Raw genomic sequence first — 13,528 nt, forward strand, 5'->3', positions numbered from 1 at the left:
TCCAGCGACCCTGCCCGAAGCCGGGGCAAATGACAAGGTCGCGGCGGCCTCGGTTAGAATGCCAGCCCGTTTACCGCAGCCGATCTCATCATGACTACGACCCACCAACAGCCCGCCCCTCACGTTGCCATTATTGGCGGCGGCCCCGCCGGACTGATGGCGGCCGAAGTGCTGGCCCAGGGCGGCGTGCGGGTCGATCTGTACGACGGCATGCCTTCGGTGGGGCGCAAGTTCCTCCTGGCCGGGGTGGGCGGGATGAATATCACCCATTCCGAGGCCAAGCCGGCCTTTGTCGCCCGCTACGGCCAACGCCAGGCGGAAGTGGCCGAGCTACTGCAGGACTTCGATGCCAACGCCCTGCGCGCCTGGATTCACGGCCTGGGCATCGACACCTTTGTCGGCACCTCGGGCCGGGTGTTCCCCGCCGATATGAAAGCCGCGCCACTGCTGCGCGCCTGGCTCAAGCGCCTGCGCGAGCTGGGCGTACAGATCCATACCCGGCATCGCTGGCTGGGCTGGGAAAGCGATGGTTCACTGCGTATCACCTCACCCGCCGGCGAACACACAGTAAATGCCGACGCCACCCTGCTGGCCCTGGGCGGCGGCAGCTGGGCGCGGCTAGGCTCGGACGGTGCCTGGGTGCAGCTGCTGCAAGAGCGTGGCGTGCAGATCGCGCCCTTGCAGGCGAGCAACTGCGGCTTCGATGTCAGCGCCTGGAGCCCGTTTCTGCGCGACAAGTTTGCAGGCGCGCCGCTAAAGAACGTCAGCTTTAACCTGCCCGGCATAGCACCGCGCCTGGGTGAGTGTGTGCTGACCGCCAGCGGCATCGAAGGCAGCCTGGTGTATGCCCTGTCGGCGGATATTCGCGAGACGATCAACCAGCACGGCAGCGCCACCGTGCACCTCGACCTGCTGCCGCAGACGCCGCTGCGCAAGCTAAAAGCGGCCTTGAGCAAGCCACGCGGCTCGCAGTCGATGGCCAAACACCTACATCGCCAGGCCGGTATCGACGGGGTCAAGGCGGCGCTGTTGCGCGAACTGGCCAGCGCGGAAGCGTTCAACGATCCATTGCAGCTGGCTAATGCGATCAAGGCGCTGCCTATCACATTGGTCCGTCCACGCCCGCTGGATGAAGCCATTAGCACGGCCGGCGGGGTGCCCTTCGCGCAGCTGACTCCAGGGCTGATGCTTAAGCAGCTGCCCGGCACCTTCTGCGCCGGGGAAATGCTCGACTGGGAGGCGCCAACCGGCGGCTACCTGCTGACCGCCTGCTTTGCCAGCGGCCGCCGCGCCGCCCAGGGCATACTCGACTGGCTGCAACGCCCGCTCTAATAAGCCTTCGCGCGCAATCCCAAGCGACTATGCTTGATTGACAGTTTGTTAGAACCGCCCCAGAGCGGTGCTCTTCAACGCGCACAGGTACTCTCCAGCCGTGATCCCTCTAGTGGTCTGCGACGACTCGAACATGGCGCGCAAGCAGCTGATCCGCGCCCTGCCGCCAGAATGGCCAGTGACCATCAGCCAGGCGACCAATGGCCAGGAAGCCCTTGCTGCGCTGCGCCAGGGGTTGGGCCAGGTGATGCTGCTGGACCTGACTATGCCGGTGCTGGATGGCTACGAAACCCTCGCCGCGCTGCGCGCCGAAGGCCTGGCGTGCAAGGTGGTGGTGGTTTCCGGTGACGTGCAGGAAGAAGCCGTACGGCGGGTCAAGGAACTCGGCGCGCTGGCCTTTATCAAGAAACCTGCCGATCCCGAGGTACTGCGCGCCACGCTGCTCGAACTCGGTCTGTTCGACCCCAAGGCCACGCCCGGCGCCATTGCCCAGGCGGCGGTGCTTGATGATCTGAAGGTCAATTTCCGCGACGCCCTGCGCGAGGTCACCAACGTCGCCATGGGCCGCGCCGCCGCCCTGCTGGCCAAGGCGCTCGGGGTCTTTGTGCAGCTTCCGGTGCCGCAGGTGAATATCTTCGAGGTCAGCGAACTGCATATGACCCTGACCGACGCCATGCGCGGCGAACGCCTGAGCGCGGTATGCCAGGGCTTTATCGGCGACGGCATAGCCGGCGAGTCACTGCTGCTGTTCCATGATTCAGAAGTGGCCGATATGGCGCGCCTGCTCGACTGGCAGCCGAAGGACGATCTGGAAACCTCGGAAATGCTTCTGGACCTGGCCAGCATCCTGATCGGCGCCTGCCTGGCGGGGATTGCCGAACAGATCGACGTGCGCTTCTCCCAGGGCCATCCGCAACTGCTCGGCCAGCACTCTTCCATCGAGCGGCTGATTCACCTCAACCAACGCCGCTGGAAGAAGACCCTGGCGGTGGAAATCAGCTACAGCCTGGAAGCGCACAATATCCACTTCGACCTGCTGTTGCTGTTTACCGAAGACTCGATCAAACGCCTGACCAACAAGATCAACTACCTGATGAGTTAAGCCATGCCCGCACAGATAGATATCCAAGAAGTGCACTGGCTGCTCGATATCGTGCAGTGCATCGATGTCGGGGTGATCGTCCTCGACCGCCAGTACCAAGTGGAGGTGTGGAACAGCTTTATGGAAAACCATTCGGGCATGGGCCCGGATGAGGTGCACGGCAAAACGCTGTTCAGCCTGTTCCCGGAGATCAACGAAACCTGGCTACGGCGCAAGGTCGATACAGTGGTGCAGCTCGGCACCCGCGCGTTCAGCCTGTGGGAGCAGCACCCCTACCTGATGCACTTCAAGAACTACCAGCCAATCACCGGCCAGGAAGACTTTATGTACCAGAACGTCACCCTGCTGCCGCTGGCCGGAGCCAAGGGTGATGTCGAACATATCTGTGTGGTGATCTACGACATGACCGCCGCCGCCACCCACAAGAAGCAGCTGGAAGCGGCGCAGGCAGCTACCCGCAGCTGAGATTATTTAACAAACTTACCGGGCTTGGCCGGTTTACCGCCAAAGCTTGGCACCTTGCGCACCGCCTTGACCGACGGCGCGGCCGGTTCGTCAGCCTCCATCCAACGGCCCAGGCTGCCGCCCTTACCGCCGCCAACTACTTTTGGCTTCTTGGCCTTCTTCGGCTTTTTCACCACCTGGCCGCCGGGCAGGGTCTGCGGTACGCGGTGGTCGGGGATAAAGTCCGGTTCATCGACGCGTTGCAGCACTTGCTGGGTCAGGGTTTCGATGGCCGAGAGCAGCTGCACTTCATCGGCGCAGACCAGCGACACCGCCTGCCCCGTAGAGCCGGCGCGACCGGTGCGGCCGATGCGGTGCACGTAGTCTTCGGCGACGATGGGCAAATCGAAGTTGACCACCAGCGGCATATCATCGATATCCAGGCCACGGGCCGCCACATCGGTGGCCACCAGCACCTTGACCTCACCATCCTTGAACCGCTGCAGGGCGCGCTGACGGGTGGCCTGGGGCTTGTCGCCGTGGATCGAGTCGGCGCTGATGCCGTGGCGCTGCATTTCGGCTTCCAGCTCGTCGACGCCCTTGCGAGTTTTTACGAACACCAGCACCTGGCTCCAGCGTTTGGCCTGATACAGATGCAGAAACAGCTCGCTCTTGCGCTTCTTGTCCACCGGGATCAGCCACTGCTTGACCGACTTCGCGGCGGCGTTACGCGGGCTGACCTCGATGCTCAGCGGGTCATTGAGCATCTCGCCGGCCATGGTCCGAATCGCTTCGGAGAAGGTCGCGGAGAACAGCAGGGTCTGGCGCTTTTTCGGCAGTGCGCGGAACACACTTTCCAACTCGTTGGCAAAACCCAGGTCGAGCATGCGGTCGGCTTCATCCAGCACCAGGGTTTGCACCTGGTTGAACTTCACCGCGTTCTGCCGGAACAGGTCGAGCAAGCGGCCTGGGGTGGCCACCAGCACGTCCACGCCTTTACGCAGCTTCATCATCTGCGGGTTGATGCTGACCCCGCCATACACCGCATAACTGCGCAGCGGCAGATGCTGACCGTAGGTAATAAAACTCTGCAGCACCTGCTCGGCCAGCTCGCGGGTCGGCACCAGCACCAGTGCGCGCACCGAATTACTCGCCACCTCTGGGCCTTCCATCATCAGCCGCTGCAGCACCGGCAGGGCAAAGCCTGCGGTCTTGCCGGTGCCAGTCTGCGCGGCAGCCATCAGGTCGCGGCCTTGCAGGACCGGCACGATGGCCTGGGCCTGCACGGCGGTGGGAGTTTTGTAGTCGAGGCTGTCGAGGGTGCGCAGCAGAGGCTCGATCAGGCCGAGGGAGGCAAAAGTCATAGGGCTAACCGCAGAGAACGAAAAGTCGATGGCGCAGAGTTTATCCTGCCTGGGCGCAGACGGCCCGGTTGTCTTCAGCAGGCCATCAACTACAAAGCCCGGAATGATCCGGGCTTTGCTAGCGAGCGAACCGCGCAGATTAGGGTTTGTGCGGGCGCGCGAGAAACTCATGCGACTGCATCTCCAGCAGACGGCTAAGCGTGCGCTGGAACTCGAAGGTCAGGCGGCCGCCGGTATAGAGGTCTTTCAACTCCACTTCGGCGGAGATGATCAGCTTGACGTTGCGGTCGTAGAACTCGTCCACCAGGTTGATAAAGCGCCGCGCCATATCGTCCTTGGCGGTGTTCATCTGCTCGACGTTGGCCAGCAGGACGGCGTGAAAGATCTTGCCCAGTTCGATGTAGTCGTTCTGGCTGCGCGGGCCATCGCACAGCTCGCGGAAATCGAACCAGGCCACGTCATCGCCGACCTTGCGCGCAACGATGGCGCGGTTCTCGATCATCAGCGGCTCGTTTTCCTGCACCTCGCAGTGCTCGGGCAGCAGGCTGACGAAACTCTTCTGCAGGCTTTCCTCGGCGGCGGCATCCAGCGGCCAGTGGAACAGCTCGGCCTGCTCCAGGGCGCGCAGGCGGTAGTCGATGCCGCTGTCGACGTTGACGATCTCAGTGTGCTGCTTGAGCAGGGCAATCGCCGGCAGGAAGCGCGCGCGCTGCAAGCCGTCCTTGTACAGGCCGTCGGGCACGATATTGGAGGTGGCGACCAGGCTGACGCCGTTCTTGAACAGCTCTTCCAGCAGGGTGGCGAGGATCATCGCGTCAGTAATATCGCTGACGAAGAATTCGTCGAAGCAGATCACTCGCGCCTCATCGGCGAAACGCTTGCCGATAATGGTCAGCGGGTTCTTCTCGCCTTTGAGAGTGCGCATTTCTTCGTGCACACGCTTCATAAAGCGGTGGAAGTGTGTGCGTACCTTGCGCTCGAACGGCAGCGAATCGAAGAAGGTGTCGACCAGGTAAGTCTTGCCGCGCCCGACGCCGCCCCAGAAGTACAGGCCCTTGACCGGACCCTGCGGCTTTTTGCCGAACAGCTTGCCGAACATGCCGGAACTGCCCTTGTCGGCAGCGACCAGATCGTCATACAGCCGCTGCAGATGACGCACCGCAGTTTCCTGGGCGGCATCATGGAAGAATTCGGGGCGTTTAAGGTCAGCCTGGTAGCGTTCTAGGGGCGTCATAAATTCGTTAGCCGGGCAAGTAAAACGGGGGCGTCACTTTAGCGACGCCCCCGTTGATTGGCAATCGGCCAGCACGGCTGGCGGGCGGAAATCCGATTAATGCGCCGCCCCAGCCTTTATTCCGCAGGTGCTAAGGCCTCACGCAGGCGCTGGATCGCCGCCTGACAGGCACTGCTGTCGGCGAATGCCGGGCTTTGCGCCACGCATTCATCGTCCAACCAGACGCTAAAACCACCGTCCTGCTCGCGGATATCCAGCGCTTCGCCGGATTGCAGGCGTTTGTTAACCATGCCTGCGGCCTTGCCATCGGCAAACGACTTGGACAGCAGCAATTGCTCGCCGGCGGCATCCAGCAGGCGGAAGCGGAAGCTGCCGTCGTCGTCACGGAAGCTGACAAAGCGTGCGCTCTTGCCGACTTTCTTCTTCTCGCCTGCCGTATTGACGGCCTGGCTACGGAAGGAGCGCAGGCCCACGGCCTCACGCAACTCACCGAGAAACGGCGTGGCAGTCTTGCGTGCCTTGGCGGCGCCGGCCAGCAGGATATCTTCCAGGTCGGCGGGCTTTTCGATCAGCGCGTGATAACGCTCGCGCGCCTCGCCCAGTTCGGCCTCCAGCAGGTTGTACAGCGCCTGCTTGGCTTCGCCCCAGGCCATACCGCCTTCCAGGGCAGATCGGAAGTCCGCCTGCTGAGTCGGCGCGGCAAAGGCTTGATAAAGGGTAAACAGGTGCGAGCTGTCCGGGTCTTTCGGCTCGCCCGGCAGTTTGGAGTCGGTAACGATCCGCGCAACGGCGTCCTTGAGCTGCTTGGCGCTGCCGAACAACGGGATGGTGTTGTCGTAGCTCTTGCTCATCTTGCGGCCATCGAGGCCTGGCAAGGTCGCCACGTCTTCTTCGATCACCGCTTCGGGCAGGGTGAACAGCTCGCGGCCGTTGCCGAACAGGTGGTTAAAACGCTGAGCGATGTCGCGGGCCATTTCCACGTGCTGAATCTGATCGCGACCGACCGGCACCTTGTGCGCGTTGAACATCAGGATGTCCGCGGCCATCAGCACCGGGTAGCTGAACAAGCCCATGGTGATCCCGGCATCCGGGTCTTCACCCTGCTCGACGTTCTTGTCCACCGAAGCCTTGTAGGCGTGGGCGCGGTTAAGCAGGCCCTTGCCAGCGACGCAAGTGAGCAGCCAGCACAGCTCGGGAATCTCGGGGATATCCGACTGACGGTAGAAGGTCGCCTTGTCCACATCCAGGCCGCAAGCCAGCCAGGTGGCGGCGATCTCCAGGCGCGAACGCTGAATGCGCGCCGGCTCGTCGCACTTGATCAGCGCGTGGTAGTCGGCGAGGAAGTAGAACGAATCCGCATCGGCCGCGCGGCTGGCAACGATGGCCGGGCGAATCGCGCCCGCGTAGTTGCCCAGGTGCGGCGTGCCAGTGGTGGTGATGCCGGTAAGGATACGAGTGGTCATGGCGTTCGCTTATTAGGGCTGCAATTAGTTCAAAGACGCGGCAGTAACAGATCTTTGAGGTCAGTCAGCTTGCCGTGAAAAAAGTGGCCGCATTCTGCCACTTTCAGCAGCTCATGGGCACGCCCGAGTGCCGCCGACCACCGGTAGACCACCTGCGGGTCGATCACCTCGTCATCTTCGGGCTGGATCAAGATCAACGGACAGTTGCTGGCTGGGGGCGTTTCTTCGCTCAGGCGCTGCACCGCCGGGGCCACCATAAACAGCTTGTCGAGCGCCACGCCCTGGGCTTCCAGGCGGGCGCCGAGCGCTGCGGCGACAAAACCACCAAAGGAAAAACCCAGCAAGGTCAGCGGTAATTCGGGGTGCTGCGCACGCAACCAGTTGGCCACAGCCTCGGCATCGTCCACCTCACCACTGGCCATATCGTGGCTGCCGGCACTGGCGCCGACACCGCGGTAATTAAAGCGCAACGTGGCCAGGCCACTGTCGCGGGCAGTGCGTTGCAGGGTGGAGACCACCTTGTTGAGCATGGTGCCACCCTGCACCGGATTGGGGTGGCAGATCAGTGCCACGCCACGGGCGTCGGGGGTATCCAGCCACAGGGCTTCAAGTTGGCCGCTGGGGCCGGCAATCATCAGAGGGGTTTCGCGGGTGAGCAACAGGGAACTCCGTGACCTCGCAGTGGGTCGACTCGTCTAGCTGACAGCCTGCGCCGCACACATCACCGCAAACGTTTCGGCATTGCATTGCGGTATACAGCGCAGGTTCGAGCCGTTAACGTAAAGCAAAGCCGTTTAGAGAGGAAGGACTCGTGGAACAGACGCTCACCGCCTGGTTACTACCGGCCATTACCCTGGTTGCCGGCATTGCCATTGGCTTCCTGATTGCCCGCCTGGCACCCAATGCCGCCCCTAGCCGCACCCAGCGCCAGCTGGATGAAATGCAGGAGCGCTTTGACGCTTATCAGAGTGAGGTGGTCAGCCACTTCAACACCACCGCCAGCATGGTGAAAAAGCTTACCCAGAGCTATCAGGACGTACAGGAACACCTGTCCGACGGCGCCAACCGCCTGGCCCTCGACGAGCTGACCCGGCAACGCCTGCTGGCCACCCTGCACGCCGACGATGCCAGCGAAAAACGCGAACGCCTGACGCCGCCGAGAAACAACGAAATGCCCAAGGACTACGCGCCGAAAAGCGCCGATGTGCCGGGCATGCTCGATGAAAGCTACGGTTTGAAGAACAAGTAATAGCCGCTGGTTCGGTCGCTTTAGCGACCAAGCAGCCAATAAAAAGCCCCGCACTAGGCGGGGCTTTTTATTGGGCGGTGGCTTTAGATCGCGCCGCGTTCGCGCAGCAGAGCCAACACCTGCTTGACGCCCTCGTCTACCGACACCGACTGCGTATCGATCACCAGATCGGCATTCAGCGGGATGTCGTAAGGGAAGGACTCACCCGGGATATTGTCGCCACCGGCCGCGTAGAGACCTTGCGGATCACGCTCGGCGCAGACTTGCGGTGAAGCCTGCACGTACACGGTGATCAGGCGTTCGGCACCGATCAGCGCCTTGGCCTGTTCGCGGCCTTCGGCATCCGGAGCAACGAAGGCAGCCAGGGTCAGCAAACCGGCTTCGTTGAACTGACGCGCGACGTGAGCCGCACGGCGCCAGTTTTCGGTACGCCCAGCACGGTCCTGTGGCAGGCCCTTGTTCAGGTCATGACGCAGGTTCTGGCCATCCAGCACGTAGACCGCACGGCCGGAGTCAAACAGCTTGCGCTCCACGGCATAAGCCAGAGTGCTCTTGCCAGCGCCGGACAAGCCGCTGAACAGCACGGTCGCCGGCTGCTGGCCAAAGCGTGCAGCACGCTCTTCAGTGGATACATGAGCCAGCTTGCCGTGATGGCCGCCCGAACCCTGGGCACCCAGCGGTTCGGCGATGATCATGCCGGCGCCGACGGTGCCATTGGTCAGGCGGTCGATGACGATAAACGAGCCGGTGGTGCGGTTGTGCGCATAGCCGTCCAGCGCAATCGGTGCATCCAGGGCGATGCGCACCTGGCCGATTTCGTTGAGCTGCAGGCTGCTAGCCGCGCCCTCTTCCAGAGTATTCACATCAATCCGGTGAGTGATGCTGGCAATTGAGCCCGGCACATAGCTGGTGGCGCGTTTGATGTCGTATTTCTTGCCCGGCAGCATCGGCTCTTCAGCCATCCACACCAGCATGGCATCGAAGCTGTCGACCACCTGCGGGCGGTTGTCGGCGTGCACCAGCATGTCGCCACGGGAGACGTCGATCTCGTCTTCCAGGGTGATGGTAATCGCCTGACCTGGACCGGCCTGCTCCAGCTCACCTTCGAAGGTGACGATGGATTTGACCTTGCTGCCCTTGCCCGATGGCAGGGCAATGACTTCATCGCCCTTGCGCACGATGCCGCTGGCCAGGGTGCCGGCGAAACCACGGAAGTTCAGGTTCGGTCGGTTGACGTACTGCACCGGGAAACGCAGGTCGGTGAAGTTGCGATCACCGGCGACTTCCACGGTTTCGAGGATTTCCATCAGCGACTGGCCGGTGTACCAAGGCGATTGCTCGCTCTTGTTCACCACGTTGTCGCCCTTCAGCGCCGACATCGGCACGAAGTGCAGCGAGCTCGGCTTGAGCGCGATACCTTCGGCGAATTTCAGGTAATCGGCCTTGATCTGCTCGAATACGCCTTGATCGAAGCCCTTGAGGTCCATCTTGTTGATGGCCACCACGATATGTTTGATGCCCAGCAGGCTGGCGATAAAGCTGTGGCGCTTGGTCTGGGTCTGCACACCGTAGCGCGCGTCGATCAGGATGATCGCCAGGTCGCAGGTGGAGGCGCCGGTGGCCATGTTGCGGGTGTACTGCTCATGGCCGGGGGTGTCGGCGATGATGAATTTGCGTTTGGCGGTACTGAAATAGCGGTACGCCACATCGATGGTGATGCCTTGCTCACGCTCGGCCTGCAGGCCATCGACCAGCAGTGCCAGGTCAATGTCTTCACCGGTGGTGCCGACTTTCTTCGAGTCACGGGTGATGGCTTCCAGATGGTCTTCGTAGATCATCTTCGAGTCATGCAGCAGGCGGCCAATCAGGGTGCTCTTGCCGTCGTCGACGTTGCCGCAGGTGAGGAAGCGCAGCAGTTCTTTACGCTCGTGCTGGGCCAGGTAAGCGAGGATGTCTTCGCTGATCAGATCGGATTGGTGCGACATGTTAACCCCTGCTTAGAAATAGCCCTGACGTTTTTTCTCTTCCATGGAACCGGCAGCATCGTGGTCGATGACGCGGCCCTGGCGCTCGGAAGTACGGGTCAGGAGCATTTCCTGAATGATGTCAGTCAGGCTGGTGGCCGTGGACTCCACCGCGCCGGTCAGCGGGTAGCAGCCGAGGGTACGGAAGCGCACCATCTTCTTGGTGATACGGGCTTTCTCTTCGTCGGACAGGTGCTCGAGGATACGATCGTCGTCGATCATGATCAGCGTGCCATTCTTCTCGATCACTTCACGCTCGGCAGCGAAGTACAGCGGCACGATCGGAATCTGCTCTAGGTAGATGTACTGCCAGATGTCCAGCTCGGTCCAGTTGGACAGTGGGAACACACGGATCGACTCGCCCTTCTTGACGTTGCCGTTGTACACATTCCACAGCTCGGGACGCTGGTTCTTCGGGTCCCAGCGGTGCTTGCTGTCGCGGAAGGAGTACACACGCTCCTTGGCGCGGGACTTCTCTTCGTCGCGGCGCGCGCCACCGAAGGCGGCGTCAAAGCCGTACTTGTCCAGCGCCTGCTTGAGGCCCTCGGTCTTCATCACGTCGGTGTGCTTGGCACTGCCGTAGGTGAAGGGGTTCATGTCCTGCGCCACGCCATCCGGGTTGATGTGGGTGATCAGGTCCAGGCCGTACTCTTTGACCATCTTCTCGCGGAAGCTGTACATCTCCTGAAACTTCCAGCGCGTATCGACGTGCATCACCGGGAACGGCAGCTTGCCCGGAAAGAACGCCTTGCGTGCCAGATGCAGCATCACGGCGGAGTCTTTACCGATGGAATAAAGCATTACCGGGTTGTCGAATTCGGCGGCCACTTCACGAATGATGTGGATACTTTCCGCCTCCAGCTGTTTCAGGTGGGTCAGTTTATCGAGCATGGCTACTCACGAAATGCGATGTGTTTGGGCCGGCGGGCCGTGGACGAGGGCGCACTCTAGCACAGCACCCTCTTCTATTCAGGAGCCCGGTTAGATCGAAACGATCTAGCTTTATACCTGCAGGAAAGACGATTCAGAACCTGCTCACGAGATAGCGAGCTAGAGCCAGACAAGGCAAAAATGGCCGAGGAAGCGGAGTTTACTGGCTGTAAATGAGCATTCCGAAGCCATTTTTAACGCAGTCTGCGCCGACGCGCAGCAGATCGTGTGCAGGTTCTTAGATTGGGTTTGGGCAATCAATAAACAAATGCTCAATGGCAAAACGTCGCGCCAGATAATCGCCTAAAGCCTGCACGCCATAACGCTCGGTGGCGTGGTGGCCGGCGGCGATAAAGCTGATGCCGTTTTCCCGGGCGCTGTGAAAGGTCTGCTCGGAGGCTTCCCCGGTCAGGTACAGATCAACCCCGGCGGCAATCGCCTGATCGATATAACCCTGACCGCCGCCTGTGCACCAACCGACTCGGCGAATCATCTCTTCGCCTTCAACCAGCAACGGCTCACGACCCAGCACCTGATGTACATGGCGGGCGAAATCGCGCGGGCTCATGGCCTCCGCCAGCGAGCCGATCAGGCCGACGGTACGCGGATTTTCCGGCTCCAGCGGGCCTTCCACCGTAATACCCAGCTGCGCGGCCAGTTGCACGTTATTACCGACCTCGACATGCACATCCAGCGGCAAGTGATAGGCCAGCAGGCTGATGTCGTTGGCCAGCAGGGTCTGCAGGCGACGGCGTTTCATCCCGGTGATGCAGGGGTTTTCGCCCTTCCAGAAGTAGCCGTGGTGCACCAGCAGCACATCGGCTTCGGCCTCGACGGCCGCATCGACCAGCGCCTGGCTGGCAGTCACCCCGCTAACGATGCGCCGCACCTGCGGCCGGCCCTCGACCTGCAGGCCATTGGGGCAGTAATCGCTGATGCGCGCGGCATTCAGGTAGCGGTCGGCTTCTTCTACCAGGGTCGCCAGGGCAATGGCCATAGAGTTTCCTTATCAACAGTTGCGAGGCGCTGCTTTATTCTCAGCGGCTTCTCTATAATGGCGCACCTTAAGGGGCGCACCTGCCCCCGGCAACCCTCAGGATTGGATCGATGTTCAAGTCCCTGCGTTTCCTCGGCTGGCCTCTGCTGGTCGGCGTGCTGTCAGCACTGCTGATCATGCAGTATTTCCCGCAATGGGTCGGCCTGCCGGGACAGGACGTGCACGTGCGCCAGGCACCGATCTATAGCCGCATTCAGGAAGGTCCGGTGTCCTATGCCGATGCGGTAAACACCGCCTCCCCGGCCGTGGCCAACCTGTACTCCACCAAGTTCGTCAACAAAACCGCGCCTCCGCTGTTCGAGGACCCGCAGTTTCGCAAGTTTTTCGGCGACAACCTGCCCAAGCAGCGGCGCATGGAGTCCAGCCTCGGTTCGGCGGTGATCATGAGCCCGGAAGGCTACCTGCTGACCAATAACCACGTGGTGGCCGGCGCCGACCAGATCGTCGTAGCCCTGAAAGACGGCCGTGAAACCCTGGCGCGGCTGATCGGCAGCGACCCGGAAACCGACCTGGCGGTGCTGAAGATCGACCTGCAGGACCTGCCCTTTATCATCCTCGGCCGCTCCGACAATATCCGCATTGGCGACGTCAGCCTGGCTATCGGCAACCCCTTCGGCGTCGGCCAGACCGTCACCATGGGCATTATCAGCGCCACCGGCCGCAACCAGTTGGGTCTCAACACCTACGAAGACTTTATCCAGACCGACGCGGCGATCAACCCCGGCAACTCCGGCGGCGCGCTGGTGGATGCCTACGGCAACCTGGTCGGCATCAACACCGCGATCTTCTCCAAATCCGGCGGCTCGCAAGGCATCGGCTTTGCCATCCCGGTAAAGCTGGCGATGGATGTGATGCAGGCGATTATCGAGCATGGCCAGGTGATTCGCGGCTGGCTGGGTATCGAAGTACAACCGCTGACCCCAGAACTGGCGGAATCCTTCGGCATGGACGGGCGTCCCGGCATCGTCGTTGCGGGCATCTACCGCGACGGCCCGGCGCAGAAGGCCGGCCTGCAACCGGGCGACCTGATCCTCAGCATCGACGGTGAAGCCGCCGGCGATGGCCGCCGCTCGATGAACCAGGTGGCACGCGCCAAGCCAGGCGAGAAGATCCGCATCGATATCCTGCGTAACGGTAAACCGCTGGAACTGACTGCGGAAATCGGCGTAAGGCCACCGGTCAACGGCAGCTAACTCCCTCCCTTTTTCAATTTCAGCAACGCAAGCGATAGCTCTTCTCAACTTTAATGTTATGTTATTACATTAAATTCAGTTGAAGGATGCTATCCCTTGCGCGCCGCCCACGCCCTACTCGCCAGCCTATTGCTTC

The 13,528-nt window shown here is 61.7% G+C and carries 12 protein-coding genes; 5 read left to right on the forward strand and 7 right to left on the reverse strand.

The genetic code is table 11. The features are described from left to right. Positions 1–90 precede the first annotated feature (90 nt). The 3 genes from ACQ4LH_RS07475 (at position 91) to ACQ4LH_RS07485 (ending at position 2,899) form a co-directional block, all read left to right on the forward strand. Positions 91–1,332, forward strand: a complete 1,242-nt coding sequence (locus ACQ4LH_RS07475; RefSeq protein WP_430696629.1) for a TIGR03862 family flavoprotein — start codon at positions 91–93, stop codon at positions 1,330–1,332. Between the two features lie 100 nt (positions 1,333–1,432). Then, positions 1,433–2,434 (forward strand): response regulator, encoded by a 1,002-nt coding sequence (locus ACQ4LH_RS07480; RefSeq protein ID WP_430696630.1) that lies wholly within the window; start codon positions 1,433–1,435, stop codon positions 2,432–2,434. Positions 2,435–2,437: 3 nt separating this feature from the next. Next, positions 2,438–2,899 (forward strand): PAS domain-containing protein, encoded by a 462-nt coding sequence (locus ACQ4LH_RS07485; protein WP_430696631.1) that lies wholly within the window; start codon positions 2,438–2,440, stop codon positions 2,897–2,899. Between the two features lie 2 nt (positions 2,900–2,901). On the opposite strand, the gene ACQ4LH_RS07490 is transcribed toward ACQ4LH_RS07485, so the two are convergent. From ACQ4LH_RS07490 to ACQ4LH_RS07505, 4 genes are all read right to left on the reverse strand, one after another. Then, positions 2,902–4,242: a DEAD/DEAH box helicase gene (locus ACQ4LH_RS07490; RefSeq protein WP_430696632.1), complete on the reverse strand. Its 1,341-nt coding sequence runs from the start codon at positions 4,240–4,242 to the stop codon at positions 2,902–2,904. Between the two features lie 139 nt (positions 4,243–4,381). After that, complete coding sequence (zapE, locus tag ACQ4LH_RS07495; RefSeq protein WP_430696634.1) at positions 4,382–5,476, reverse strand: cell division protein ZapE; 1,095 nt, start codon at positions 5,474–5,476, stop codon at positions 4,382–4,384. A 116-nt stretch (positions 5,477–5,592) separates the two neighbouring features. Then, positions 5,593–6,939 (reverse strand): tryptophan--tRNA ligase, encoded by a 1,347-nt coding sequence (locus ACQ4LH_RS07500; protein WP_430696635.1) that lies wholly within the window; start codon positions 6,937–6,939, stop codon positions 5,593–5,595. Between the two features lie 29 nt (positions 6,940–6,968). Beyond that, positions 6,969–7,598 carry an alpha/beta hydrolase gene (locus ACQ4LH_RS07505; protein ID WP_430696636.1) on the reverse strand — a complete coding sequence of 210 codons (630 nt, stop codon included), beginning with the start codon at positions 7,596–7,598 and terminating at the stop codon, positions 6,969–6,971. 152 nt (positions 7,599–7,750) lie between these two features. Between ACQ4LH_RS07505 and ACQ4LH_RS07510 the strand changes: the two genes are divergently transcribed. After that, positions 7,751–8,188, forward strand: a complete 438-nt coding sequence (locus ACQ4LH_RS07510; RefSeq protein ID WP_430696637.1) for a YhcB family protein — start codon at positions 7,751–7,753, stop codon at positions 8,186–8,188. Positions 8,189–8,271: 83 nt separating this feature from the next. Here ACQ4LH_RS07510 and cysN read toward each other — a convergent pair whose 3' ends face one another. From cysN to ACQ4LH_RS07525, 3 genes are all read right to left on the reverse strand, one after another. Next, positions 8,272–10,173: a sulfate adenylyltransferase subunit CysN gene (gene cysN, locus ACQ4LH_RS07515; protein WP_430696639.1), complete on the reverse strand. Its 1,902-nt coding sequence runs from the start codon at positions 10,171–10,173 to the stop codon at positions 8,272–8,274. A 12-nt stretch (positions 10,174–10,185) separates the two neighbouring features. Beyond that, positions 10,186–11,103, reverse strand: coding sequence for a sulfate adenylyltransferase subunit CysD (cysD, locus tag ACQ4LH_RS07520; protein ID WP_160016076.1), 918 nt, complete (start codon positions 11,101–11,103; stop codon positions 10,186–10,188). A gap of 277 nt (positions 11,104–11,380) precedes the next feature. Continuing rightward, positions 11,381–12,139 carry a Nif3-like dinuclear metal center hexameric protein gene (locus ACQ4LH_RS07525; protein WP_430696640.1) on the reverse strand — a complete coding sequence of 253 codons (759 nt, stop codon included), beginning with the start codon at positions 12,137–12,139 and terminating at the stop codon, positions 11,381–11,383. A gap of 110 nt (positions 12,140–12,249) precedes the next feature. Here ACQ4LH_RS07525 and algW point away from each other — a divergent pair, with 110 nt between their 5' ends. Next, positions 12,250–13,392, forward strand: coding sequence for a Do family serine endopeptidase AlgW (gene algW / locus ACQ4LH_RS07530; RefSeq protein ID WP_430696641.1), 1,143 nt, complete (start codon positions 12,250–12,252; stop codon positions 13,390–13,392). Positions 13,393–13,528: the final 136 nt, after the last annotated feature.

Source organism: Pseudomonas peli, from assembly GCF_050563605.1.
In the GTDB taxonomy this organism is placed as follows: domain Bacteria; phylum Pseudomonadota; class Gammaproteobacteria; order Pseudomonadales; family Pseudomonadaceae; genus Aquipseudomonas; species Aquipseudomonas peli_A.

Bases quoted from the DNA above. Each gene is read 5' to 3' on its own strand.
- ACQ4LH_RS07475 (WP_430696629.1), top strand. From the start codon at position 91: ATGACTACGACCCACCAACAGCCCGCCCCTCACGTTGCCATTATTGGC.
- ACQ4LH_RS07485 (WP_430696631.1), top strand. From the start codon at position 2,438: ATGCCCGCACAGATAGATATCCAAGAAGTGCACTGGCTGCTCGATATC.
- ACQ4LH_RS07490 (WP_430696632.1), bottom strand. From the start codon at position 4,242: ATGACTTTTGCCTCCCTCGGCCTGATCGAGCCTCTGCTGCGCACCCTC.
- zapE (WP_430696634.1), bottom strand. From the start codon at position 5,476: ATGACGCCCCTAGAACGCTACCAGGCTGACCTTAAACGCCCCGAATTC.
- ACQ4LH_RS07500 (WP_430696635.1), bottom strand. From the start codon at position 6,939: ATGACCACTCGTATCCTTACCGGCATCACCACCACTGGCACGCCGCAC.
- cysN (WP_430696639.1), bottom strand. From the start codon at position 10,173: ATGTCGCACCAATCCGATCTGATCAGCGAAGACATCCTCGCTTACCTG.
- cysD (WP_160016076.1), bottom strand. From the start codon at position 11,103: ATGCTCGATAAACTGACCCACCTGAAACAGCTGGAGGCGGAAAGTATC.
- ACQ4LH_RS07525 (WP_430696640.1), bottom strand. From the start codon at position 12,139: ATGGCCATTGCCCTGGCGACCCTGGTAGAAGAAGCCGACCGCTACCTG.
- algW (WP_430696641.1), top strand. From the start codon at position 12,250: ATGTTCAAGTCCCTGCGTTTCCTCGGCTGGCCTCTGCTGGTCGGCGTG.